Here is a 26,020-nt window from a genome sequence, read left to right as displayed (position 1 = left end):
GCTAAAACCTTCCCACAACACCTATTGTGCCGGCTCCCATTTGTAAGCGCCAGCTAATTTTTGTTTCTTTTCTAAGTTCTGGATTGTTTCGCATAAGAGTTTGCTGATCCAAATATTTATCAACAGAATCTACCACAGCAATCGTTAATGCCATACTTAAAGCCACATCGGTTAACCAATGTGCACCACGCCATAATCTGGATACAGGAGATACCAGTCCGCCAAGATAAAGACCAGCTTTTACCCACGGACTTTCAAATTGCTTACTTAAAGCGTAGAAAGTGGTAAAAGATAAAATTGTGTGTCCTGAAGGAAAAGAGTGATACGTTCCTTCTTTAGAAAATGGTTTGAATGACAATCTTCCACGACCATCACCAGGTCTTGCTCTTCCGGCGACGTTCTTAGAAATTGTTTGAATTAAGCCTGCAGCACTAGCAGCAGAAATCATAAGAATTCCTGTTCTTCTAATCTTTGGGTTTTTGGTTAGTAATCCCGTTAAATAAATCGCTCCGGTAACTCCGTAGTTGTTTTGTGGACTTCCAAAATACCAGCCAAATTCCTGTATAACTCCAGGAACCTGTTCTTCTTGTCTTATGAAGAAACGATAAGCTTCCTGGTCTAATAGATTTAATCCAGCGGTACCAATTGCCGTACCTAGAAATAATCCTATATCATCATCCTCCCAATGAAATGGTCTTGTGTAAGTATATTTTAATCCGCCGAACATTAGTTCAGCGTCACCTTTTAGAGTTTCCCAGGTCGTAGCATCGGGATTATTGAATTCAGCATTAAAAACAGGACTTCCTTCCTGAGCGTTTCCAATAGTTATCGTTAAAATAAATATCAAGCTGTGAAAGAGGAGCTTTTGGGTAAAGCTTTTCAATTTCATTTGTTTAAATTTTTCTTGCAAAGAAATAGATTTCACTCAACATATACTTAGGATTAACTAAATATTTACATTGAAGAGAGATTTAGTAAACCATCTAAAGGCAAGGCATGAGGTGTTTTTTTTAATTTTATTTGTATCGAGGCAAGCCTCCGAGCATTTATCTCGATTACCGAGTAAAACCTCATTTAAAATATCAAATTTTAAATTGATTTATAAGCTCGCATATTCCTGCTAAATTCATAAAAATTACTAGATTGCTTATCAAATTGAGAATTTAATGGGAAATTATAAGGCAAAAGAAAATCGATATGATATAATGAAATATCGCCGCTGTGGTAAAAGCGGAATAAATCTACCAATGATCTCACTAGGGCTGTGGCATAACTTTGGCGATGTAGATGATTTTGAAAACTCCAGAGCAATTCTAAGAACAGCTTTTGATAATGGTATCACACATTTTGATCTTGCAAATAATTACGGTCCGCCATACGGAACAGCGGAAAAGAACTTCGGGAAAATTTTTGCTGAAGATTTTAAGCAATATCGAGATGAATTGATCATTTCTTCTAAAGCAGGATATGATATGTGGCCTGGACCTTATGGTAATTTTGGTTCAAGAAAATATTTAATAGCCAGTTTAGATCAGTCTTTACAAAGGATGGGTTTAGATTATGTAGATGTATTTTATCACCATCGTCCAGATCCAGACACGCCTTTAGAGGAAACAATGGGTGCTTTAGATCAAATTGTAAGAAGTGGAAAAGCATTGTATGTTGGGGTATCTAATTATCCTGCGGAAAGAACTGCAAAAGCAGCAGCTATTTTGAAGGAAATGGGAACTCCGTTTTTAATTCATCAGCCAAGGTATAATATGATGGATCGTTGGGTTGAAGAAGACGGACTATTAGATACGCTAGAAAAAGTGGGAGTAGGAAGTATCGTATTTTCACCTTTACAGCAAGGAATCTTGACTGATAAGTATCTTGACGGAATTCCTGAAAATTCTCGTGCAGCCTTAGCGAGCGGACACCTTCAGAAGAATCAAATCACACCTGAAGTTGTAGAGCAAGTTCAGCAGCTAAATGAAATTGCTGTCAACAGAAATCAAACTTTAGCGCAAATGGCCGTTGCATGGTTGTTAAAAGATCAAAGAGTAACATCAGTTTTGGTTGGAGTTAGTAAAGTAAAGCAGCTGGAAGATAATATAGCAGCTCTAGACAATCTTGAATTTTCCTCAGCAGAATTAGAGAAGATCGAAAGCATACTTCAATAAAAATTATTCTTAAAAACCTCGAAAAGCTATTCGAGGTTTTTTATTTGGTTTTGAAGATTATTACATGGGTGAAATTAGATAAAAATTGAGTGAAATTTCAACCAAATTAATCATTATGAAATAGCAAAATATCAAAAACTGATTAACGCATCGGAAGAAAAAGTCTATAAAAACGATTAAAATTCAGCAAAAATGGACTGCCGAATTAAGAGTACTTCTATTTATAAAAGGAAGTTGGGAAAAAGGATCTAAAATGCATTTTCTTGGGATAGATAAAGACGGAAAACACGTTGAAATAAGTTCTAAAATTGCTGGAAATAGACCCTTGAGCTTCGTTTCTATTCGGTAATATGGAATTTTTGACGGAGATAAGGAAATAACAGAGGGCGAAGAGGTTAAAAAATAGGCAGACGGACTAGAAAGTTATTTTTTTGCTGAAAAAGATGATAAAATTATCGTAATTGTAGATACAGATGCTGCAGAAGGATATCCTGATTTTTTCAATAACACCTAGGATTAAGTCCTAAATAAGCTTAAAGAGATTTCAGAAAAACAGGTTTGAAAATAACAAATATCGGCTATAAATGATCACAAAAAATAGAGATCGCTTATAGCCGATATTGTATAATTTAAGAGTAATTTTATTCCTTTTAAATTTAGTCGATCACCGCAATCGCGCTAATTTCTACATTTACAAATTTAGGAAGATTGGCAACTTCAACGGTTTCTCTTGCTGGTGCTGTTGCTGCTTCAAAGTAAGTTCCGTAGATTTCATTGATCTTTCCAAAGTTATTCATGTCACTAATGAAAATCGATGTTTTAATTACATTTTCAAAAGTACAATTAGCTTCAGCAAGAATAGCTTTTAGATTTTCCATAACGAGTTTGGTTTCGGTTTCCAAATCTCCGGTTTCTAATTCCCCTGTTGCAGGATTAATAGCAATCTGCCCAGATATAAAAACCATATTTCCGGTTTTTACGGCTTGATTATAAGGCCCGATAGGAGCAGGAGCTTTATCTGTTTTAATGATCTCTTTATTCATATTTAGGTTTATTTGGTTTAATTTCTTCCAATGGCTCTAGTTGGTTGTCTACGCTTATCATATTTTATGTCGCTAAGCATAGAAGCTTTTATACCGATAAAGAAATTCCAGGATCTACGTGCACTAAAAGGAACCCAGCTAAAACTCATACGCCAACTATCTAGATCTCTCTGAAATCGAAGTTGCGTGTAAGTAAATCCGCGTTCTCTAAGATCAAAACCAGAGGAAGCACCAATATTCCATTTTGGTGATAATTCTACATCACCAGAAAACATAATAGAATGTGATGTTATTTCACTTTGTCGTTGCTGGTTACTATAGGTCATGGTATATGATAAACGTATATCCCAAGGAATTTTATAATTGTACCATTCTTTATTCTTTTTATCCTCTTTACCTTCAAAGGGATCTTCATCTTCATAAAGATTTCCATCCAGATCGGTGTTTTTTCCGAAGAGATCATCGGGGCGACCACCATTCCGTTTAGATTCATTATCCATCTCATCCTCATTTTCATCGTCTTTATCAGCAAAATCCTTACTCGAGAACGAATAGCCAAAACTTACGTTGGCATTGGTTAGCCTAAATAAACTTCCACCATTAGCAATATTAAGTTTGTCGATACGCTGGTTACTATTATTTAGCGCATAAGGATCCAGGTTACCGGTAAAGTTAATGTCCAGCTTGTTTTGTACGATTGGAATACCACCACGAACAGAAATCGGAGCAAGATTTAACGAATCTGCTGCCAGGTTATAGGAAGTGCTTAAATTGAAATTGTTTAACAATTTTATCTTTTTGGGCTCTGTAGCCGTACTGTCTTTATCCCTGACTTTCGCTTCAAGTACGTTACTAATACTGAAACCTATGGAGCTTGAATAATTCTGACTAGGAGCACCGTAGAGCGTTCCCGTAAAACGAGAATACTCAACTAATTCTGTGAGTCCGTCTGTTAAAGATCTACGCTCATAAGTATCGTAATATTGGTCGAAAGCGGGATTAATTCCGTAGCTAATAGAAGGTCGCATTACGTGGCGAATGGCCTGTATCTTGCTGTCTTTACCAAAATCCTTACGACCATATAAAGTTGTACCAATACTTGAGTTGAAGTTATAAGTACGATAAGAATCAAAACCGCTAATGGTATCGATAACTTCCCTATTGGTTGCCGGATCGTACGATCTTTCAAAAGTTTTAAAAACCCAGTTCTCTTCAAAATTCGTACTGGCACTTACACTAAAATATTGAAATATTTTGAAGTTCGTTGAAAGCGGAATGCTGTGTTGCGCTCCCATTACGGCATCATTAAACATTTCGGGCTGAAAGAAAAGAGAATCTGTGGTGTTGAATCTATTTTCAGCCCTTAAATTATATTGAAGGTTAATATTCTGAATGATCCCTTTCTTTGAACCTCCTTTAGGCGCAAAGGGGTAGATCCTGTCTATACTGGCCTGCAAAGTCGGAAGCGTCATGTTAATTTCACCGGTATTTGTATTCTGACTATGCGTAGCGGTAAGGCTAAAGTTTACACCGGGAGTACTTTCAAATGTTTTATTATAAGAAACTGAAGAACTTAGTGTGTTATTTAAAAAGTTTGCGGTGTTACTCTGGTTTACAGATTGTTGATAATAGTTACTACTCCCCAGGTTTACTGAAGCCGAGAATCGTGAAGATGGGCTCGCTTTTGCATCCTGGCTGTGAGACCATCTAATATTGTAAACAGAACTCTCTGAGAAGTCTGGGAAACCCCTTTCGCTGTTATATTGTCTTTCGTATCTAAAACTAAAATTACCTCTAAATTTATACCTTTTTGTATAACTGGATTCCAAACGCATGGCATAACTACCATTAGTGTAATAATCTCCAACCGCTAAAAGATCGGCATAATCACTTAAAGCAAAATAATAACCACCATTTTGTAAAAAATAACCTTGCTGGCTATCTCCAAAAGACGGAATAATAAAACCTGAAGTACGCTCTTCTGTAAGCGGGAAATATCCAAAAGGCAAACCTAATGGTGTTGGAATATCGGCGATATACATATTCACAAGCCCCGAGACGATCTTCTTGTCTGGAACAAATTTTATTTTTCGGGCATAGAAATAATATTCGGGATCATCGACATTTTCAGAAGTGGTAAAACGTACATTCTTCATGAAGTAAACCGAATCATTTTCTCTCTTTGTCACCTGTCCCTTAACATTAAATGAAGCTTCCTGGGTTCTGGAATTATAGACCAAAGCCCTTTCAGTATCGAAATTAAACCGAATAGAATCTGGTTCTACGGTTCTGTTTGCCTGGGTAAAAACAGGCGTTTGCACGTATGCGCCTGTAGAATCTTCTATTCCGTAGGCATAAACTTCATTTTTTTCGTTATCGATAATTATATAACCCGCATCGATGGTCATATCCTGGTAAATAACCTGCGCCTCGTTATAGAGGTACATTTTCTTTTCGCTATTGCTAAGCCGCATGTAATCTGTAGCTTTATACTTTACCACATCTGTGATCATGCGGTTTTGTTGCGGCTGCTTTAAAGAATCTCTCTCAAAAAGACCAAGAATACTATCCTGGGTTCTTACCATCTCGGCAAATGGTAAAGTACTCACCATTACCAGTGAATCTTTTTTAGCTTCTATCCTAATACTTTGATTTTGTTCTATTTCCTGAGCCTGCAAAAAGGCGCTGGAGAACAATAGAAAAATACAGCAAAAAAGTATATTGGGTATATTTGTTTGCAATGCTTTAAAGACTATTTTTGTAAAGAATGGCTTACTTTTTGAGTTTCCAAAATTACATATATTTTTTTAGCTAACTTTTGTGATTGCGCGAAAATAGTAATTAAAATATTCACCCAAGAATTAGCGTTACTTATTTATGAGAACGAACGTACTTCAACTTTTAGTATTATCTTTTTTTTTAGTTTGTAATCAGCAATTTTTTGCTGCTGAAAAACCTATACCTACAGATCCTTTTGTGGTGGTTTTAGATGCCGGCCATGGTGGTAAAGATCCCGGTAATATGGGGAATGGATACAAGGAAAAGGACATAGCATTAAGCATTGTGCTTAAAGTTGGTAAAGAACTAGAGCGTAGAGGAATTAAAGTAGTTTACACTCGCAGTACAGATGTATTTATTCCTTTGATGGAACGTGGACAGATCGCTAACGATGCAGAAGCCGACCTTTTTGTGTCAGTACATTGTAATTCCCATAGTTCACAAGCTTCTGGAACTGAAACCTTCGTTCTGGGGTTAAATAGAAACGAAACAAATTTTGAAGTCGCCAAGCGTGAAAACTCGGTGATTTATATGGAGGAAGATTATAAGGTGACTTATAATGGTTTCGACCCTAATTCGCCCGAATCTTTTATTGGAATGACATTGATGCAGGAAGAATATTTGAACCAGAGTATTCTTTTAGCAGATCTTATTCAGAAGAAATTTACAAATGATCTTAGACGTAAAAACAGGGGAGTTAAGGAAGGAGCTTTGATCGTTTTGCATCAAACCTATATGCCAAGTGTTTTGGTTGAAGTTGGTTTCTTAACCAATAATAGTGAAGGAGCATTTTTAAATAGTGGCTCTGGACAAAATAAAATGGCTAGTGCTATTGTAGACGGAATTTTAGGTTATGGTGAGCAAATAAATCTATCAGCCTTAGAAAGTGTCGCCCAGTCTAAACCCGAAGTTCCCACTTCAGCTTCTGGCGTAAGTATCGATGGTAAGCCGGCAGATTATTACGAAGGTGTGATTTTTAGTGTACAGCTTGCAGCAGGATCTAAAAAATTGGAGACAAAATCTTACAATTTTAAAGGTTTGCAGGATGTCTTCAGAAAAAAAGAAGGAAAACTATACAAATATTACCTTGGAGAAACTTCTAGTTACCTTGATATCCAGAAGGTTCACCAAAAAGCAATTAGTAAAGGTTATCCAAATAGTTACATCGTAGCCTTTAAAAATGGGGAAAAGATTACAGTTAATGAGGCGTTAAAAACTAATCTCAATTAGGATACTTTTCTATATTTATCCCTAAATTTGTTTGCATAAATAAAATTACTAGCTTTTGAAAATTTCTAATGAGGTTAAAACCGCTATACTTGCCATTATAGCTATCGTACTATTAATTTTTGGCTATAGCTTTCTAAAAGGTAAGAATTTACTGGACTCCAGTCGTACCTTTTACGCGGTATACGACGAGGTTGAAGGATTATCTCCATCTTCTGCGGTTACTATAAATGGTCTTAAAGTAGGTCAGGTTACAGATATAAACTTTTTAAATCAGCAGGGACAGTTGTTGGTTACCTTTACTGTAGAGAAAGATTTTGAATTCTCAAAGAACAGTACCGCCCAGGTATATGGTGGAGGAATTATTGGAGGGAAATCTTTAGCCATCGTGCCAGAATATGAAGCCGGCGAAATGGCTAAAACTGGAGATACGTTGCAAAGTAATGTAGAAGAAGGGATCATGGAGCTGGTGAATGAAAGACTTACCCCGCTTCAGCAAAAATTAGAGCGTACAGTGGTTAGTGCAGATTCTTTGCTTACATCTATAAACAATGTATTAAACGATAGTACCACAGATAATATTAATAATACATTTAAGAATCTTAACGCTACTATGCGTTCCTTAAAGAATACGAGTAGTTCTTTAGAAGGTATTGTTCAAGGGAATGCTGAAAATTTAAATCAGACTTTCGACAATCTAAATACCATGTCTGGAAACTTTAAAACGGTTTCAGATTCTTTAAAAGCGATTAATCTTGGGCAGATCACAGATGATCTTGAGACTGTTGTAGCCGACTTTAGAGGAATTGCAGATAATTTAAATAATGGAGAGGGAACAGCAGGGAAACTGCTTAATGACGATAAAGTTTACAATAATTTAGATCGTGCTACCAAACAACTGGAAGAATTACTTCAGGATATAAAACTAAATCCGAAACGTTATGTTCATTTCTCTGTTTTCGGTAAAAATCCTGGGTCTTACGAAGAGCCCAAGGATTCCTTAAAATAGTAGCGGTATGCAAATCGTAGCACAAATTGTATTTTTAATAGCATTGGTTGTTGGTGTTTCTTTTTTTGTAAGAAATATCAAACGGATGCTTAGAAATATAAAACTAGGTAAAAACATAGATCGATCAGATAATCCATCAGAGCGCTGGTCTAAAACCTTAAGAATTGCTTTTGGGCAAAGCAAAATGGTTAGAAAACCGGTATCTGGATTTCTTCACGTGATTGTTTATTTGGGCTTTATCATCATCAATATCGAAGTGCTAGAGATTATCATAGATGGTCTTTTTGGCACGCATCGCGTACTATCTTTTATGGGCGGATTTTACAATGCGCTTATTGGAATCTTTGAAGTTTTAGCTTTATTGGTATTTATTGGTGTAATTATTTTCTGGATAAGAAGAAATGTGCTTAATATTTATCGATTTTTAAGTAGAGAATTGAAGGGCTGGCCTAAAAATGACGCCAATTACATTCTTTATTTTGAAATGGTTTTAATGACGCTTTTCCTGGTAATGAATGCAGCAGATTATCAGCTTCAGCTAAACGGCGCGCCACATTATGCACATGAAGGCGGAATTATTGGCGGTTTTCCTATTAGTCAGTTTATTGCTCCACTATTTGAAGGTGTTTCCAATAGCACTTTGATCATTATTGAAAGAGCAGCCTGGTGGTTGCATATTCTCGGAATCCTATTTTTCCTGAATTACTTATATTATTCAAAACATTTACATATTCTCTTAGCGTTTCCTAACGTGTATTTTTCTAAGTTGAAGCCAAAAGGAGAGATGGATAACCTTGAAGCTGTTAAAAATGAAGTAGCACTAATGATGGATCCAGATGCCGATCCTTTTGCTGCACCAGCTGAAGGCGAAGAAGAAGGAGAACCAGAAAAATTTGGAGCTTCAGATGTGATGGACCTCAATCAGGTTCAGTTATTGAATTCTTACACCTGTACCGAATGTGGACGTTGTACGGCCGAGTGTCCTGCTAATCAAACCGGTAAGAAATTATCTCCACGTAAGATCATGATGGATACCAGGGATCGTCTTGAAGAGGTAGGAGAAAATATCAATAAAAGCGGCAAATTTGAAGATGATGGCAAGCAATTGCTAGATGACTATATATTAAGGGAAGAGCTTTGGGCATGTACAACTTGTAATGCCTGTGTAGAAGCCTGCCCGGTAGGTATCGATCCGCTTTCTATTATTTTAGATATGCGTAGATACCTGGTTATGGAGCAAAGTGCCGCTCCTAATGAGTTAGCAGTTTCGTTAACTAATATTGAAAATAATGGTGCTCCATGGCCTTATAATCAAATGGATCGATTAAACTGGGCCGAAGAAAATTAATTGAAATTATAGAATTTTAGACTATGGCAGAAGCGATTAAAGTACCAACCATGGCAGAATATATGGCTGAAGGCAAAAAACCTGAAGTGCTATTTTGGGTTGGCTGTGCAGGAAGTTTTGACGATCGTGCCAAAAAAATAACAAAGGCTTTTGTAAAGCTTTTAAATGAAGCAGGAGTAGATTTTGCAGTTTTGGGTACAGAGGAAAGCTGTACAGGAGATCCTGCAAAAAGAGCAGGAAACGAGTTTACATTCCAGATGCAGGCTGCGATGAATATTGAAGTTTTAAATGGTTACGAGATCGAAAAAGTAGTTACTGCATGTCCTCACTGTTTTAATACTATCAAAAACGAATATCCTTCCTTAGGCGGGAATTATCAGGTAATGCACCACACTCAATTTTTAAAATCTTTGCTGAATGAAGGCAGATTAAAAGTTGAAGGAGGTAAATTTAAAGGTAAGCGTATCACTTTTCATGATCCCTGTTACTTAGGAAGAGCGAATGGTGAATATGAAGCGCCTCGTGATCTTCTAAAAAAATTGGAGGTCGAGCTTATCGAAATGCGCAAATGTAAAAGCAATGGTTTATGTTGCGGTGCAGGTGGCGCACAAATGTTTAAAGAGCCAGAGCCAGGAAATAAAGATGTAAACATCGCCAGAACCGAGCAGGCTATGGAAACAAAGCCAGAAGTTATTGCTGCGGGTTGTCCTTTTTGTAACACTATGATGACAGACGGTGTTAAAAGCAAAGAAAAAGAAGATAGCGTCGCTGTAATGGATGTTGCAGAAATGATCGCTAACGCCAACGATCTTTAATTCAGATACTTAAAAATAAAATCCGATAAAGCTAATTTTGTATGAAATTTGGCAGTTTTTTTGCGACTATGTTTTATATAAATACGCTTTAAATAATAAAATTATCACCACGATATGTTAGTACCTTTCGAATCCTTACCAGATAGTTCACGTGTTTGGATCTATCAATCTAATCGATCTTTTACAGAGGAAGAATTAGTTGAGATCAAACAGAAATTAGACGAGTTTTTAACCCAATGGACGGTACATGGTGCCAATCTTCAGGCGGGTTACGAGATAAAATATAAAAGGTTCATCACTATAGGCCTTAATCAGGAAGTTAATGCAGCTTCCGGATGTTCAATTGATGCTTCAGTTCATTTTATTCAAACGCTTGAAAAAGAGTATAATGTTGATCTTTTAGATAAGATGAACGTCTCTTTTAAACAAGGTGAATTTGTGGCTTATAAACCTTTAACAGATTTTAGAAAATTAGCCAAAAATAAGTCGGTTTCTCCCAAAACCATTGTTTTCAATAATCTTGTGAATAATAAAGCCGAGTATCTTTCAGACTGGGAAGTTCCTGCAGCAGAAAGCTGGCACAAGAGATTTATGAGCTAATGATGTGTAGCGCCAGTTTTAGGTTATTTTCACTAGCATTTTTACTATTATTCATTTCTAATTTATCTGCACAGCAAGCGATCACACCAGATCCTTTGCTTGCCAGTGATAGCATTGCTCAAAAGAAATGGGTCGATAGTTTATATTCTAATTTTACTTTAGAAGAAAAATTAGGCCAGCTCTTTATGGTCGATGTTTTCTCTAATGGGAGCGAAGCTGGAATTCAAAAAGTAAGAGACTTAATTTCAGAAAATCATATTGGTGGTGTGATTTTTTCGAAAGGTGGGCCAGAGAGAGAAGCCAGAATCACTAACGAATTTCAGGAACTAAGCAATACACCGCTTTTAGTAGGAATGGATGCTGAATGGGGTTTGGCAATGCGGCTTGATTCTACTTTTGCGCTTCCGTGGAATATGACATTGGGTGCTATTCAGGATAATAAATTAATTGAAGAAGCCGGTGCTGCGATTTCCAGGCATACAAAGCGACTGGGAATTCATATTAATTTTGCTCCGGTAGTAGATATAAATACCAATCCGCTTAACCCAATAATCGGGAATCGTTCGTTTGGCGAAAATAAAATAAATGTAACCGAAAAAGCACTTGCTTTTATGCATGGGATGCATCGCGAGGGAATTCTTTCCAGCGCGAAACATTTCCCGGGACATGGCGATACAGATCAGGATTCACATAAAACTTTACCATCAGTAAATTTTCCAAAAGAACGAATAGAAGGAGTAGAATTATATCCTTACCGAGAGCTGATTAAAGATAGTCTTAGCAGTGTGATGGTTGCCCATTTAAATGTTCCTGCATTAGGAACTCAGGAAGGCAGGCCAACATCACTTTCTAAAAAAGTGGTAACAGAAATGTTACGCGAAAATCTACAATTTAAAGGATTAATTTTTACCGATGCTTTAAATATGCGTGGAGCATCCAATTACGATGAACCCGGCGAAATCGATTTGGCAGCTTTTAGAGCAGGAAATGATATCCTATTAATTTCTGAAGATGTTCCAAAATCGATAGATAAACTGAAGTCGGCTTATCTTTCAGGTGAAATTACAGAAGATCGTTTGGCTCATTCAGTAAAAAAGATCTTGAAAGCAAAGTATAAAGCAGGTTTACATCATTACAAACCGGTAGAAGAACAATTTCTATTTGAAGAATTAAATAGTGTTCGTGACGATGCTTTACACGAGCAATTGATGGAGCATGCTATGACCTTAATTAGAAATAATAAAGGAATGGTGCCCATCAAAAATCTCGAAAAGCAACAGATCGCTTATGTTGAGTTGGGCGATGATGATGGCACGGCTTTTCTTCAGCAATTAAAGAAATATGCGCAAGTAGATCATATTTCCGCAGAAAAATTACCCGATCTTTTATATAAACTAAAGGAATATAATTATGTGATTGTTGGTTTTCATAAAAGTAACGACAACCCATGGAAATCATATCGATTTAGTCGTAAAGACCTATTATGGTTGCATGAGATTTCCAGAGAAAATAACACCCTTTTATCGGTCTTTACAAGTCCGTACTCACTTTTAGATATTCGTAGTACAACGAATATCCAAAGTATTTTAATGGCTTACCAAAATAGTGAAGTAGCGCAGCAAAAAGCCGCTCAGGTGATCTTTGGTGCTATAGAAGCAAAGGGGAAATTACCAGTAAGTACGGGAATAGAATTTCCTGAGGGTACAGGTTATGAAACCAAAGCTATAGATCGTTTAAGTTATGGTGCACCAGAAACGGTAGGGATGAATTCTTTTAAATTGAAGAAAATAGATTCTATCGTTAACTATTCTATAGCCAAAAAAATGACTCCCGGAGCGCAGGTTTTAGTGGCGAGAAAAGGTAAAGTGATTTATAGTAAGAATTTTGGATTTCATACTTACCAGCATTTAAAGCCGGTGAGTGATACTTCGGTTTACGATTTGGCTTCTTTAACCAAAATACTAGCGACGCTCCCGTTGGTTATGCAGCAGGTAGAAGACGGGATCATAGATTTTGATACGAAATTGGGCGAAATGATGCCTGTTTTTAAAGGAACTAACAAAGAGAATATCAGGCTTCAGGATATGCTTATGCATTATGCACGTTTAAAAGCCTGGATTCCGTTTTACGTACCAACGATAGACGCCGTTACCAAAAGACCTTCAACTTTATATTATCACGAATCTGCAGATGAACGTTTTAATACTCAGGTAGCTGAGAAAATGTTTATTAGGAAAGATATGCAGGATACCATCGTAGATATTATTGCTAAAAGTGATCTTAATCGCAGAAAGGAATATAAATACAGTGACCTGCCTTTTTATATTCTGAAATATTATTTAGAGGGGTACTATAAAACTAATTTGAATAGTCTTACCCAGGATCGATTTTATAGATCTTTAGGCGCAAATTTTACCGGCTATTTGCCACTCACCAGGTTTCCTGCAGATGAAATAATCCCTACAGAAAATGATAAATTATGGCGAGGACAATTAGTGCATGGTTATGTTCACGACCAGGGAGCAGCCATGCAGGGTGGTATTGGTGGTCATGCAGGATTGTTTAGTAACGCCAACGATGTGGCCAAAATTATGCAGGCCTATTTACAGGGCGGTAGCTATGGAAACGAAAAATTCTTAAAACCTGCTACGATAGATAAGTTTAATACCTGCTATTATTGTGAAGAAAATGTAAGGCGTGGAGTAGGTTTCGACAAACCTCAGATAAGAGGCAGCGGCCCGGCATGTTCATGTGCTTCTAAAAGCAGTTTTGGACATAGTGGTTTTACCGGAACCTTTGCCTGGGCAGATCCTGAAGAAGAATTGGTTTATATATTTTTATCGAATAGAGTGTATCCAGATTCTACAAATAGAAAGCTAATACACGAAGATATTCGAACTAAAATTCAGCAGGTAATTTACGATGCTATCGATTATTAAGGAAAACTGCTTAAAAATGATTAAATTGAATCGGTTATCGCCGGTTTTAAAAACGCATTAATGAGAATAGCAATTGTTTGTTATCCCACCTTTGGTGGAAGTGGAGTAGTAGCTACAGAACTTGGGTTGGCACTTTCCAGAAGAGGTCACGAAATTCACTTTATAACATATAAGCAACCGGTACGACTTGATCAACTTTCTAGTAATGTGAAATTTCACGAAGTTCACGTACCAGATTATCCACTATTTCATTATCAGCCATACGAACTTGCTTTAAGTAGCAAATTAGTGAACATGGTAAAATTACATGATATAGAAGTGCTTCATGTACATTATGCTATACCACACGCGTATGCCGGTTATATGGCTAAAAAGATGTTAGAAGAGCAGGGTATTAATATCCCAATGGTTACTACTTTGCATGGAACAGACATCACTTTGGTAGGAAACCATCCTTTTTATAAACCTGCGGTTACTTTTAGTATCAATGCCAGTGATATGGTAACTTCTGTTTCTGAAAGTTTAAAGCAGGACACCTTAGATCTATTTGAGATTAAAAAAGATATTAAGGTGATTCCAAATTTTATAGATGTTTCCAAATATCAGCAAAAAGGCTTTAAAGATTGCCAAAGAGAAATGATGGCAGAAGGTGACGAGAAGATCATCACGCACATTAGTAACTTCAGAAAAGTAAAGAGAATTCAGGATACGGTGAAAGTCTTCTATGAAATTCAGAAGAAAATAAAATGCCGTCTAATGATGGTAGGGGAAGGACCTGAAAAAGAAAGAGCTGAAGATCTTGTCGATGAGTTAGGTATTCAGGATAAAGTGATGTTCTTAGGGCAAAGCCATGAGATCGATAAGATTCTATGTTTTTCAGACCTATTTTTGTTAACCTCTAAACGTGAGAGTTTTGGTCTAGCAGCTCTGGAAGCCATGATAAACGGAGTGCCGGTGATCTCTACAAACACAGGCGGACTTCCAGAAGTTAACGAACAAGGTGTTTCTGGATATTTATGCGATGTAGGTGATGTAAAAGGCATGGCAAAACGAGCAATTTCGATCTTAAATGACAATCACACGATGCAAACTTTTAAACAAAATGCGCGTAAAGTGGCAGAACAATTCGACATTAACCAGATCGTCCCCATGTACGAAGATCTGTATACCGAACTTTTAGAAAAAAGCATAAAAAAAGTGGAAAATTAATTTCCACTTTTTTTATATCTTTTTTTTCAAATCGATTAGAATTGATATCTCAATCCAATTGCGAAATCTGGCGAAAAGTCATCGATCGCACCATAATCATCATGGAAGCCAAGCTCTGGTCTTAGATCCAATGATAAAACTAATGGAATATCAAAATTGTACTCAACCCCAATATCACCAGCTAAAAGAATATAAGCACCATCATTATAGTATGGCTCAAAACGGTCGTCGTCCAGATTAGCAATACCAGCACCAGCACCTACAAACCAGTTAAATCCGCCTTCGATATTCCAAACCCATTGGTATAAACCTACAAGTTTTACAACATCATAGTGTTTGTGGTTTCTCCATCCAAGATCAAATTCTAATCTGTTGTTGTTACTTCCAACGGCTCTTTGATATGAAATTTCTGGTCCAAATCCATCATTTCCACCAATTCTAAGTCCTAAAGCGTTATCAGCGATTTCCTGTGCATTTACATTCGAAAAAAAGGTAGAACCTAGCGCTACCATTGCAATTACTAAAAACTTTTTCATGTTTCGATTTTATTGATTTAACGGCAAATTTAGTTTTTGAGGTGATTTTAAAACGCTTCCACTAGCCAATCTATTGTTAATTATCTTTAAAAATCTGTTAAGCTGTTTAAGCTATTTTGCTTACTTTTAAAGGCTGTATGGAAAAGAATCTTCAGCAATTAGCAGCGCGACTAGACGGCCAGTTTTATGATGATAAATTATGGCGTTCGATCTATGCGACAGACGCATCGGTTTATAGAGAATTACCTTTAGCGGTTTGTTATCCTAAGAATGCCCAAGACATTAAAGAACTTATTCTTTTTGCGAAAGAGAATAATACTTCGTTAATACCAAGAACAGCCGGAACTTCTTTGGCTGGGCAATGTGTTGGTACCGGTATTGTTGTAGATGTGTCTAAACATTTCACAAAGATATTAAGTGTAGATACTCAAAATAAAACGGTTACCTTGCAACCCGGTGTGATTCGTGACGATCTAAACCGAATGCTGAAGGAATACGGACTTTTCTTTGGGCCTAATACCTCGACCTCCAATCGTTGTATGGTTGGCGGAATGGTAGGAAATAACAGTAGCGGAACAACTTCTATAAAATATGGGACAACGCGAGAAAAAACAGTTTCCTTAAAGACGATTCTTAGCGACGGAAGTGAAGCCGAATTTAAAGCGATCACTAAAAAAGAATTTCAGGAGAAGCTGAAATTAGAGAATTTAGAAGGAGATATTTACAGAAACATTTTTGAGATCCTTTCTTCTGAAGAAAATAAAATGGAGATCATCAAAGAATTTCCTCCACGAGAGTTGCATCGCCGTAATACAGGTTATGCGATAGATGAATTAATTTATTCTGATGTTTTTTCTGAAGATTCAGAAGAGTTGATCAATATTTGTCATCTTTTGGCCGGAAGTGAAGGAACTTTAGCTTTTACAACAGAGCTTACTTTACAATTAGATGATCTTCAACCACCTGAAGCAGCCATGATCGCTTCACACTATCGCAGTATCGAAGATTGTTTACAGGATGTCGCTTCTACTATGGAGCATTCATTATTTACATGCGAGATGATGGATAAAACCATTTTGGATTGTACCAAGCAAAACATAAAATATCGCGAAAACAGATTCTTTATTGAAGAGGATCCTGAAGCTATTTTGATGTTAGAAGTAAGAGCAAATACGGCAGACGAACTTCAGGAGAAAACTCAGGCATTACTGCAAACGCTTGAAGATAATGGCATAAGTTACGCTAACCCTATTCTGCATGGCGAGCAGATAAATATGGCTTCAGAATTGAGAAAAGCGGGATTAGGTTTATTAGCGAATATCGTTGGTGATAAAAAAGCGGTGGCCTGTATAGAAGATACGGCAGTGGCTTTACCTGTGCTGGCAGATTATATTAATGAGTTTAGCCAGATCATGAAATCGTACGAGCAAAATGCGGTGTACTATGCACACGCTGGTGCTGGTGAACTTCATTTACGACCAATTTTAGATCTTAAGAAAAGCGAAGATGTTGTGCTTTTTAGAAAGATCACTACAGATGTGGCGAAATTGGTAAAAAAATACAATGGTTCTATGAGTGGAGAACATGGCGACGGCCGTGTTAGAGCTGAATTTGTAGAAATGATGGTAGGATCTAAAAACTATGCGCTTTTAAAACAGGTTAAAGCAGCATTTGATCCTAATAATATCTTTAATCCGGGGAAAATTATTGATGCTCCGGCAATGGATACCTCATTGCGGTATCAACCAGACCGAGTTGAGCCTGAAATAAAAACTCTGATGAATTTTGACGAAAATCAGGGAATATTACGTTTAGCCGAGCAGTGCAATGGTAGTGGAGATTGTAGAAAATCTCCTGAAAGTGGTGGTACCATGTGCCCCAGTTATCGCGCTACGAAAAACGAAAAAGACACCACAAGAGCAAGAGCGAATACTTTACGGGAGTTTTTAACCAATTCAGACAAACAAAATAAGTTTAGCCATAAAGAAATTAAGGAAGCTTACGATCTTTGTTTAAGCTGCAAAGGCTGTAAAAGTGAATGCCCAAGTAGTGTAGATGTTGCTGCTTTAAAAGCAGAGTTCCAATATCAATATCAAAAAGAACATGGTTTTTCGAATAGAAGTAAAGCTTTTGCGAATAACGGTAAAATGAATAAAATGGCTTCTAAGATTCCTGGTTTAGCCAATTTTATGTTTACCAATAGTTTTACCTCTGGGATGGCAAAAAAGGTGATGGGTGTTGCCCCACAAAGAAGTCTGCCAAAATTATCCAAAACCACTTTAAAGGCTTATTACGAAAAAAATAAAACGAGACTAGAACCTCAAGATTCGATAAAATCCATTTACTTTTTTAATGATGAATTTACCAATTATCTAGATGCTGAAATTGGTATCGATGCTTTGGAGTTATTAAGTAAGCTTAATTATAAAGTGATCTTTGTAGATCATGAAGAAAGCGGTAGAGCGCATATTTCTAAAGGATTTTTAGAGGAAGCTAAAGAAATGGCCAATAAAAATGTGGCAATATTTAGTGAATTGGTTTCTGAAGATGCTCCGCTAATTGGTTTAGAACCTTCGGCAGTGCTTACATTTAGAGATGAATATTTACGCTTAGCTGATGATAGAAAAAAGGCTTTAGATTTATCCAAAAACAGCTTTATTATTGAAGAATTTCTGAAAAAAGAAATCGCTCTTGGCAATATCAAGAAAGAGCAGTTTACTTCTGAAGAAAAAAATATAAAGATCCACGGGCATTGCCATCAAAAGGCATTATCGAATAGCGCGGTGACTTTTGATATTTTAAATCTACCCGAAAATTATAAAGTAACGATCATTCCATCAGGTTGCTGCGGAATGGCAGGTAGTTTTGGTTACGAAAAAGAGCATTATGAAGTAAGTATGGCGGTAGGGGAGCAGACTTTGTTTCCAGCAGTTAGAAAAGCTCCTGAAGAAACCATAATTTCAGCGAACGGAACCAGTTGCAGGCACCAGATCTATGATGGTACAAAACGCCAGGCACAACATCCTGTTAGTATTTTACTAAATGCGCTAAAGACTTGAAATAATCTATAATTTGAATATAAAAACCCTGGTAAATTTATTTACCAGGGTTTTTATGTCAAGATTTTTTCGAATACAGGTACAAAATTCAGATTTTGAGTATTGTATAACATCCATAAACCTTACATTTTATAGTTATGATATTGAATGATGTATAATCTTTTCTGAAAACCGAAAAAAAGTATCGCTATTTTATCGAATATCAACCACCTGCACGTCTTTCGATATCTGAATTTCCAGATTGTTGAGACCTTACTTTTAAATTGTCATTTCCAAATTTGTAACTAACACTTAGCCAGAATTGGCGGGTGTCGTAAAAGTTTCTAATTTCCTGCGTCACTCCGTTAATAACAGCACTTCTTCGGTCTATCGCATTTCTAAAAAGGTCTTCTCCTCGCAGACTAATATTTATTTAATATAGAAAAAGAAAAGCGGGCAAATTGCCCGCTTTTCAACACTCAAAACAATATAAACTATACAAACTAATTAATAAACAAATCTGTATTTGGTTTGCTGGTCATGTAGAATTTAAGTTCACCACCATTCATTACATTGTCATGGGAGATAAAAGGTTTGGTTAATTCCTCGCCATTCAATTCTACTTTTTCAACATACACATTTTCTTTACTTTGGTTTTCAGCAATTACTCTAAAAGTATTACCGTTATCAAGATTTATACTAGCGTCCTTAACTGCAGGGCTTCCTAGAGCATAATCTACAGATCCTGGAGCAACAGGGTAGAAGCCTAGGCTACTAAAAATATACCATGCACTCATTTGGCCAAAATCGTCGTTACCGCTAAGTCCATCAGATCCTGTTTGATATTTCATATCCAGGATCATTCTAATTTTATCCTGAGATTTCCAAGGGGTATTGGTCCAGTTATAAAGATAAGCCACGTGGTGCGAAGGCTCGTTACCGTGTACATAGTTACCAATAATCCCTTCACGAGAAATATCTTCAGTATTTTCGAAATATTTATCAGGAAGTTCCATCGTGAAAAGTGAATCCAAATGTTGCGAAAATTGATCTTTTCCGCCCATCATTTCTATCATTTCAGCAGGAGCGTGAGGAACGTATAAGCTGTAGTTCCAGCTATTTCCTTCAATAAATCCTTGTCCGTGCGTATTTAATTCATCAAAATCCTTTTTAAAAGTGCCATCACTTAATTTAGGACGCATAAAACCAGTTTTAGCATCGTAAACATTTTTGTAGTTTTCGGCTCTTTTAATAAACTCTTCGTAGATCTCGGTTTTACCAAGCTTTTTAGCAGCCTGAGCGATTGCCCAGTCATCATAAGCATATTCTAAGGTTTTAGATACTGAAGATCCATTTTTATCTTCTGGAACGTAACCCATATCCATATAATAACCTAGACCATCATAATATCTGGTTCTTGCCGTATTTACCATGGCTTTTAATGCATGTTCCTGATCGAAATCTGCATTTCCTTTTACAATAGCATCAGCTAAAACCGAAGCACTATGATACCCAATCATACACCAGTTTTCGTTGGCATAGTGCGACCAAACAGGTAACATTGTATGTACACTTTGGTCGTAATGCGCCATCATAGATTCGGCCATATCTGCATTTCGTTCTGGTTGTAAAACGTTGAACAAAGGATGTAGCGCTCTATAGGTATCCCAAAGTGAGAAACTGGTATAATTTGTAAATCCATCAGCTTCATGCACATTCATATCTAAGCCCATATATTTACCATCGGTATCCATATATTCTGTAGGACCTAAAAATGCATGATACATAGCGGTGTAGAAGTTAGTTAACTCATCTTCGTCCTCAGAAGATAACTGAACTTTATTCAATTCTCTATTCCAGTTTGCTTTGGCATCTGCTTTAACCTGTTCGAAATCCCAATGCGGAGTTTCTTCCTTCATGTTTGTTAGAGCGCCTTTCGAACTTACCGGAGAAATGGCCATTTTTACCTTTAATTTTTCCTGAGGTTCTAAATCGAAATTGAAATACATTCTAATTTTCTCTCCTGCGATTTCAGGGAAGTTTTTAGACTGATCGAATTTTCCCCAGAAACCACCATAAGGCTGACGATCGTATCTTGCTCTTCCGTAGTCTTTAATAGGTTTACTAAAAGACATTGCAAAATATACACGGCGCGTTCTTGCCCAACCATTGGTTTGGCGATATCCTGTTACTAAAGTATCATTTTCTACACGTACAAATGTCCATACGTTTTTATCATCGTAGTTATAAATACCATGCATTAAATCGAAAACAATATGCGCATCTTCCGCTTCAGGAAAAGAATATTGATGCATCCCGACTCTTGAAGTAGCGGTCATTTCAGCTTTGATATTATAATCATCTAACATCACGCTATAATAACCGGCTTCAGCATTTTCTTTATCGTGAGAGAATCTGGAACGATAACCACTTTCTGGATTCGTAGCTGTACCAGGATTTAATTTAAGATCTCCTATGGTAGGCATAATTAAAAAGTCACCAAGATCTGAATGTCCTGTACCACTAAAATGAGTATGGCTAAAACCAACGATGGTTTTATCTTCATATTGATAACCTGCACAATATTTATATACATCTGGATTGTAATGACCATCTACGGCATAAGGAATCGTATCTGTATCTGGGCTTAATTGTACACTTCCAAAAGGAACTGTTGCACCAGGATAGGTGTGTCCCATTTTAGCTGTACCAATCATAGGATCTACATATTGCGCAAAATCCTTGGCATCTTTTATTTTAGATACTGAAACCGAGTTTTCTTCGGCTTCAGCGTCTTTACAGGAAGTATATAAACTTAAAGAGCTTAGTAAAATACCAGCGCCTAAAAGTCGGACTCCCTTTTTTAACTGAGTTTTATTCTTAAATGAACTTATAGTCATAAATAAAATCTATTCGTTAGAAAATGAATAAGGGAAAGCGTCTTTTTTGGTCCCGCGATCCTTATTTGGGGAATCGCTCATTTCGATATTTATCGTAGCTCCATCAACTAGATCTGAATGTTTCAAATAGTTTTTGTTATACGACTTACCATCCACTTTCATGCTGTCGATATACTTATTGTCATCACTGTTTTTAGGCGCATTGATCTCGATCTTATTTCCATTTTCTAGATTTACGGTTACCTTTTTAAATAAAGGAGCTCCCATAACATATTGATCTACAGCCGGGGTAACTGGGTAAAATCCTAGCGCAGAAAATACATACCAAGCCGAAGTTTGCCCGTTGTCCTCATCGCCACAATATCCATCTGGAGTTGCTTTATACATTCTATCCATAGTTTCTCTTGCCCATTTCTGAGTTTTCCAAGGTTCACCTGCATAGTTATATAAATAGATCATATGCTGAATTGGCTGGTTACCGTGTGCATATTGTCCCATATCTGCAATTTGCATTTCACGAATTTCGTGAATTACGCCACCGTAGACACTTTCGTCGAAAATTGGAGGCATAGAGAAAACAGAATCAAGTTTCTTAACAAAATCTTCTTTACCACCCATAAGACCAATTAAGCCTTCAACATCATGAAAAACAGACCAGCTGTAGTGCCAGCTATTTCCTTCAGTAAAAGGATTACCCCACTTAAATGGATTAAAATCTTCCTGCCAGCTACCATCTTCGTTTTTTCCTCTCATTAATCCATAACTTGGATCAAAAAGATTTTTATAATTCATACTTCTTTCAGCATAAATCTTAATCTCTTTTTTAGGTTTCCCTATAGCTTTACCAAATTGATAAATGGCAAAATCATCATAAGCATATTCTAAAGTTCTTGCAGCACTTTCGTTAACTCCAACATCGTAAGGAACGTATCCTAATTTATTGTAATAAGGAGCTCCTGCACGACCAACGGCAGACATAGGCCCTTCGTTATTAGCACCGTTTACCAATGCATCCCATAAAGTTTCTGTATCGTAACCTCTTAAACCTTTAATGTAAGCATCTGCAACTACTGAAGCTGAGTTGTTACCAACCATAATATTAGCATAACCTGGGCTAGACCACTCAGGTAACCATCCACCTTCTTTATAATCGTTCGCAAGACCGGCCTGCATTTCTTTATTGATAGAAGGATAAGCTAAATTTAAGAAAGGGTAAAGAGCTCTAAACGTATCCCAAAAGCCAGTACCAGCAAACATATAGCCTGGCAGAATCTCTCCATTATAAGGACTCCAGTGGACGATTTCCTCATTTTTGTTGATCTCGTATAGTTTATTTGGAAAAAATAAAGTTCTGTAAAGACAAGAATAGAAAGTTCTAACCTGATCTATAGTTCCGCCAGAAACTTCTAGTCTTCCCAGTTTTTCATTCCAGTTATCACGTGCATTTTGCTTTGTAGTTTCAAAATCGTCTTTTGCAATTTCACGGTCTAAGTTTAACTGCGCCTGCTCGAAACTAATAAAAGAAGAAGCCACTTTTGCATTTACAACAGCTCCATCTTTAGTATCAAAACCAACGATAGCACCAGCATGATCTGCTTCCATTTCAGCCTGCCCTTTAGCTAATTTATCACCTTCCCAGGTGTTTACATCACTAAACGGTTTATCAAACTCAATAACAAAATAATTCTTGAAATTAGTTAGTTTTCCGCGAGCATATTTTGTCGTGTAACCAATGATCTTATTTTCTTCAGGAATAACTTTTACATAAGAACCTTTATCGAAAGGATCGATAACTACGTAAGAGCTATCAGATTTAGGAAAAGTCATTTTAAATTGAGCAGCACGCTCTGTTGGCGTAAGTTCAACCGTTACATCGTGATCTGCTAAATATACCTTATAATAATAAGGAGTAGAAACTTCAGCTTTATGAGAGAACCAGCTTGCACGATCATCCTGGTTAAATTTCATTCCGCCGGTAACAGGCATTAAAGAAAACTGCCCATAATCGTTCATCCAGGGTGATGGTTGGTGCGTTTGTTTAAATCCGCGTATTTTATCGGCATTGTAAGTATACGCCCAACCATGTCCCATAGGTCCTGTTTGTGGCGTCCATAAATTCATTCCCCAAGGCACAGCAACGGCAGGGTAGGTGTTTCCGTTAGATAATCCCGGGCTAGAATCTGTTCCCATTAAAGGGTTTACAAAATCTACAGGATTCTTAACAGATTCTATAAGATGGTTTTGGGCTCCCGCATAATTAAATACGGCAAGGAAAGCCAGTACCGTTAAGAACTTTTTTTTCATAGTGTATGTTGAATAATTTAGATTGTACGTATTTATTTTAAAGGATGTGCAGCAACACCTTCCTTGGTAATTTTTACTGGTTTTATATGTCCGTTGCTATCAAATTCCATCACATCGATACAGGTTTCTCTGGAATTCCCATCGGTTTCTGTAAGCGGTCTACGATGATAAACAATATAATAATCGTCGTCTTTAGGATGTTTTATTACTGAATGGTGACCGGCACCAGTAGCGATATCTTTATCCTGCTGCAGTATTTTATCTATTCTTTTAAATGGTCCCATTGGAGAATCTGCAATAGCGTAAGCCACAGAATAATCTGGACCTGTCCAGCCACCTTCAGACCACATAAAATAATACTTTCCATCTTTAATAAACATAAATGGGCCTTCTACATAACCTTCAGGAGTTACTTCTTTAAAAATAGTGCCATCTTCAAAAGGAACAAAACCAGTAAAATCATCGTTTAGTTTTGCTACATTACAATGTCCCCAACCGCCGTAGTAAAGGTAATATTGGCCATCTTTATCTCTAAAGCAAAATTGATCTATTGGCTGTGCACCATTATGAAATTTGCCAATAAGCGGTTTCCCTAATTGATCTTTATAAGGGCCTTCAGGAGAATCTGCTACGGCAACTCCAATTCCGCCTAATTCGTCATCACTCTGTATATCGTTTGCCCCAAAAAACAAATAATATTTATCCTCTTTTTTTATAATAGAAGGTGCCCAAACTGCGCGCTTTGCCCACTTAATAGAAGCAGTATCTAATACTTTTTCGTGTTTAGTCCAGTTTACAAGATCTGGTGATGAAAAGGCATCGAAAAACACCTGCTTCCCGTAAGGAGCAGAATAAGTAGGGTAGATCCAGTATTCATTTTCGAAAACTATGCCTTCAGGATCTGCATACCAACCTGAAAAAACAGGGTTGTTATTCTGTGCAAAAATTCCTGAAAAGCAAAGTATTGTTAGGATTATACTAAATTTTTTCATGATAGTAGAATTCTGATTTGTTTTCAGATTGCTATTATACAAAAATAAAGCTTAATAAGTAAATCGTTTTAGCTAAAATTTTAACGAATTTTTAATTTTTTACTATTTACGAAAAATAATTTGTACTCGTAAAAATTATAATTGCCTGTAATGTTTCCAAGGACTGATATTAGCCAAATTTGTAGACTTTTTTTATTTTTCGTTAAGTTATACTTAGTGTTATAAAAATCTTATTCTTCAGAAATTTCAAATATAAATACTATAGGCATTTCATTTTTTTACGAGTATTTATTTAGCCTTTTAATATCTTTCAGTTGAAATTCGATATTATGAAGGATAATTTTTCTCATCAGTCGGCCAACTATGCTAATTATAGACCACAATATCCAAAAGCGATATTCGACGAAATAAAGAAACATTTAAACGGCACTGAAAATGCCTGGGATTGTGCGACGGGGAATGGGCAAGTAGCCAAAGAACTTTCTAAGTTTTTTGATGATATAAAAGCTACAGATATTAGCGAAAATCAGCTAAAACAAGCACCAAAATTATCGAATATTAGCTATAGCATTCAGCCTGCTGAAAATGTTGATTTTCCAGATCAATTTTTCGATTTAATTAGCGTTGCGCAAGCTATTCACTGGTTTGATTTTGATCGATTTTATACTGAAGTGAAGCGGACGTTAAAACCAGATGGAATTTTAGCGATTTTGGGTTATAGTTTATTCCGAAGTAATCCTGAAACCAATAAAATAATCGATCATTTTTATTACGATGTTATTGGACCTTACTGGGACGAGGAGCGAAAATATCTTGACGATGCTTATACGAGCATTGCTTTTCCGTTTAAAGAAATTGAAACTCCAAAGATAAATTTTAAAGAAGAGTGGGAGTTCGCACGGCTAATTGGATATCTAAAAACATGGTCTGCCGTTAAGCATTTTTCAGACAAAAACGGCTTTAACCCTGTAGATGATATTTATGATGATCTAAAAGATAGTTTTGGAGATCAAAATTTTATAGAATTCCCAATAATCTTTAGAATTGGTAAACTTTTTTAAAAAATGATAAGATTAAGCCTTGTACTAAAACCTGTGATTCAGAGATCGGTGAAAATTTA

17 protein-coding genes are annotated in these 26,020 nt (G+C 36.6%); 10 read left to right on the top strand and 7 right to left on the bottom strand.

What is annotated here, in order from left to right; translation table 11 throughout:
- Nucleotide 1: 1 nt before the first annotated feature.
- On the bottom strand, nucleotides 2–889 hold the full coding sequence (locus tag BM201_RS06955) for a phosphatase PAP2 family protein (RefSeq protein WP_092540985.1): 888 nt from the start codon (nucleotides 887–889) through the stop codon (nucleotides 2–4).
- A 277-nt stretch (nucleotides 890–1,166) separates the two neighbouring features.
- Between BM201_RS06955 and mgrA the strand changes: the two genes are divergently transcribed.
- Nucleotides 1,167–2,162 carry an L-glyceraldehyde 3-phosphate reductase gene (gene mgrA / locus BM201_RS06950; RefSeq protein WP_092540983.1) on the top strand — a complete coding sequence of 332 codons (996 nt, stop codon included), beginning with the start codon at nucleotides 1,167–1,169 and terminating at the stop codon, nucleotides 2,160–2,162.
- A 656-nt stretch (nucleotides 2,163–2,818) separates the two neighbouring features.
- Here mgrA and BM201_RS06945 read toward each other — a convergent pair.
- Together BM201_RS06945 and BM201_RS06940 are read right to left on the bottom strand one after the other, a co-directional pair.
- Entirely contained in the window at nucleotides 2,819–3,205 is a 387-nt protein-coding gene (locus BM201_RS06945; RefSeq protein ID WP_092540981.1) for a RidA family protein, read from the bottom strand.
- A gap of 17 nt (nucleotides 3,206–3,222) precedes the next feature.
- Nucleotides 3,223–5,946: a putative LPS assembly protein LptD gene (locus tag BM201_RS06940; RefSeq protein WP_092540979.1), complete on the bottom strand. Its 2,724-nt coding sequence runs from the start codon at nucleotides 5,944–5,946 to the stop codon at nucleotides 3,223–3,225.
- A gap of 136 nt (nucleotides 5,947–6,082) precedes the next feature.
- On the opposite strand from BM201_RS06940, the gene BM201_RS06935 reads away from it, so the two are divergent.
- From BM201_RS06935 to bshA, 7 genes are all read left to right on the top strand, one after another.
- The gene (locus BM201_RS06935) at nucleotides 6,083–7,213 is read left to right on the top strand and encodes an N-acetylmuramoyl-L-alanine amidase family protein (protein ID WP_092540977.1); all 1,131 of its coding nucleotides are present in this window, start codon (nucleotides 6,083–6,085) and stop codon (nucleotides 7,211–7,213) included.
- Nucleotides 7,214–7,268: 55 nt separating this feature from the next.
- Entirely contained in the window at nucleotides 7,269–8,219 is a 951-nt protein-coding gene (locus tag BM201_RS06930) for an MlaD family protein (RefSeq protein ID WP_092540975.1), read from the top strand.
- A 7-nt stretch (nucleotides 8,220–8,226) separates the two neighbouring features.
- Nucleotides 8,227–9,567 (top strand): 4Fe-4S dicluster domain-containing protein, encoded by a 1,341-nt coding sequence (locus BM201_RS06925; RefSeq protein ID WP_092540973.1) that lies wholly within the window; start codon nucleotides 8,227–8,229, stop codon nucleotides 9,565–9,567.
- A gap of 23 nt (nucleotides 9,568–9,590) precedes the next feature.
- Entirely contained in the window at nucleotides 9,591–10,382 is a 792-nt protein-coding gene (locus BM201_RS06920; protein ID WP_092540971.1) for a (Fe-S)-binding protein, read from the top strand.
- A 114-nt stretch (nucleotides 10,383–10,496) separates the two neighbouring features.
- Complete coding sequence (locus tag BM201_RS06915) at nucleotides 10,497–10,982, top strand: ABC transporter ATPase (protein WP_092540969.1); 486 nt, start codon at nucleotides 10,497–10,499, stop codon at nucleotides 10,980–10,982.
- A gap of 2 nt (nucleotides 10,983–10,984) precedes the next feature.
- Entirely contained in the window at nucleotides 10,985–13,921 is a 2,937-nt protein-coding gene (locus BM201_RS06910; RefSeq protein ID WP_092540967.1) for a serine hydrolase domain-containing protein, read from the top strand.
- Nucleotides 13,922–13,981: 60 nt separating this feature from the next.
- Nucleotides 13,982–15,130: an N-acetyl-alpha-D-glucosaminyl L-malate synthase BshA gene (gene bshA, locus BM201_RS06905; RefSeq protein ID WP_092540965.1), complete on the top strand. Its 1,149-nt coding sequence runs from the start codon at nucleotides 13,982–13,984 to the stop codon at nucleotides 15,128–15,130.
- A gap of 35 nt (nucleotides 15,131–15,165) precedes the next feature.
- Here bshA and BM201_RS06900 read toward each other — a convergent pair whose 3' ends face one another.
- Nucleotides 15,166–15,666 carry a hypothetical protein gene (locus BM201_RS06900; RefSeq protein WP_092540963.1) on the bottom strand — a complete coding sequence of 167 codons (501 nt, stop codon included), beginning with the start codon at nucleotides 15,664–15,666 and terminating at the stop codon, nucleotides 15,166–15,168.
- A 137-nt stretch (nucleotides 15,667–15,803) separates the two neighbouring features.
- Between BM201_RS06900 and BM201_RS06895 the strand changes: the two genes are divergently transcribed.
- Nucleotides 15,804–18,725 carry an FAD-binding and (Fe-S)-binding domain-containing protein gene (locus BM201_RS06895; protein WP_092540961.1) on the top strand — a complete coding sequence of 974 codons (2,922 nt, stop codon included), beginning with the start codon at nucleotides 15,804–15,806 and terminating at the stop codon, nucleotides 18,723–18,725.
- A 482-nt stretch (nucleotides 18,726–19,207) separates the two neighbouring features.
- Here BM201_RS06895 and BM201_RS06890 read toward each other — a convergent pair whose 3' ends face one another.
- The 3 genes from BM201_RS06890 to BM201_RS06880 are packed head-to-tail and all read right to left on the bottom strand — an operon-like array spanning nucleotide 19,208 to nucleotide 24,900.
- Nucleotides 19,208–21,604: a GH92 family glycosyl hydrolase gene (locus BM201_RS06890; RefSeq protein ID WP_092540959.1), complete on the bottom strand. Its 2,397-nt coding sequence runs from the start codon at nucleotides 21,602–21,604 to the stop codon at nucleotides 19,208–19,210.
- A 9-nt stretch (nucleotides 21,605–21,613) separates the two neighbouring features.
- Entirely contained in the window at nucleotides 21,614–23,908 is a 2,295-nt protein-coding gene (locus BM201_RS06885; RefSeq protein ID WP_092540957.1) for a GH92 family glycosyl hydrolase, read from the bottom strand.
- 32 nt (nucleotides 23,909–23,940) lie between these two features.
- Complete coding sequence (locus tag BM201_RS06880; RefSeq protein WP_092541536.1) at nucleotides 23,941–24,900, bottom strand: glycoside hydrolase family 43 protein; 960 nt, start codon at nucleotides 24,898–24,900, stop codon at nucleotides 23,941–23,943.
- 329 nt (nucleotides 24,901–25,229) lie between these two features.
- On the opposite strand from BM201_RS06880, the gene BM201_RS06875 reads away from it, so the two are divergent.
- Nucleotides 25,230–25,961, top strand: coding sequence for a class I SAM-dependent methyltransferase (locus BM201_RS06875; RefSeq protein ID WP_092540955.1), 732 nt, complete (start codon nucleotides 25,230–25,232; stop codon nucleotides 25,959–25,961).
- Nucleotides 25,962–26,020 lie beyond the last annotated feature (59 nt).

The organism is Zunongwangia mangrovi, assembly GCF_900112105.1.
GTDB lineage: Bacteria > Bacteroidota > Bacteroidia > Flavobacteriales > Flavobacteriaceae > Zunongwangia > Zunongwangia mangrovi.
This window is presented reverse-complemented; position numbering and strand designations above follow the sequence as displayed.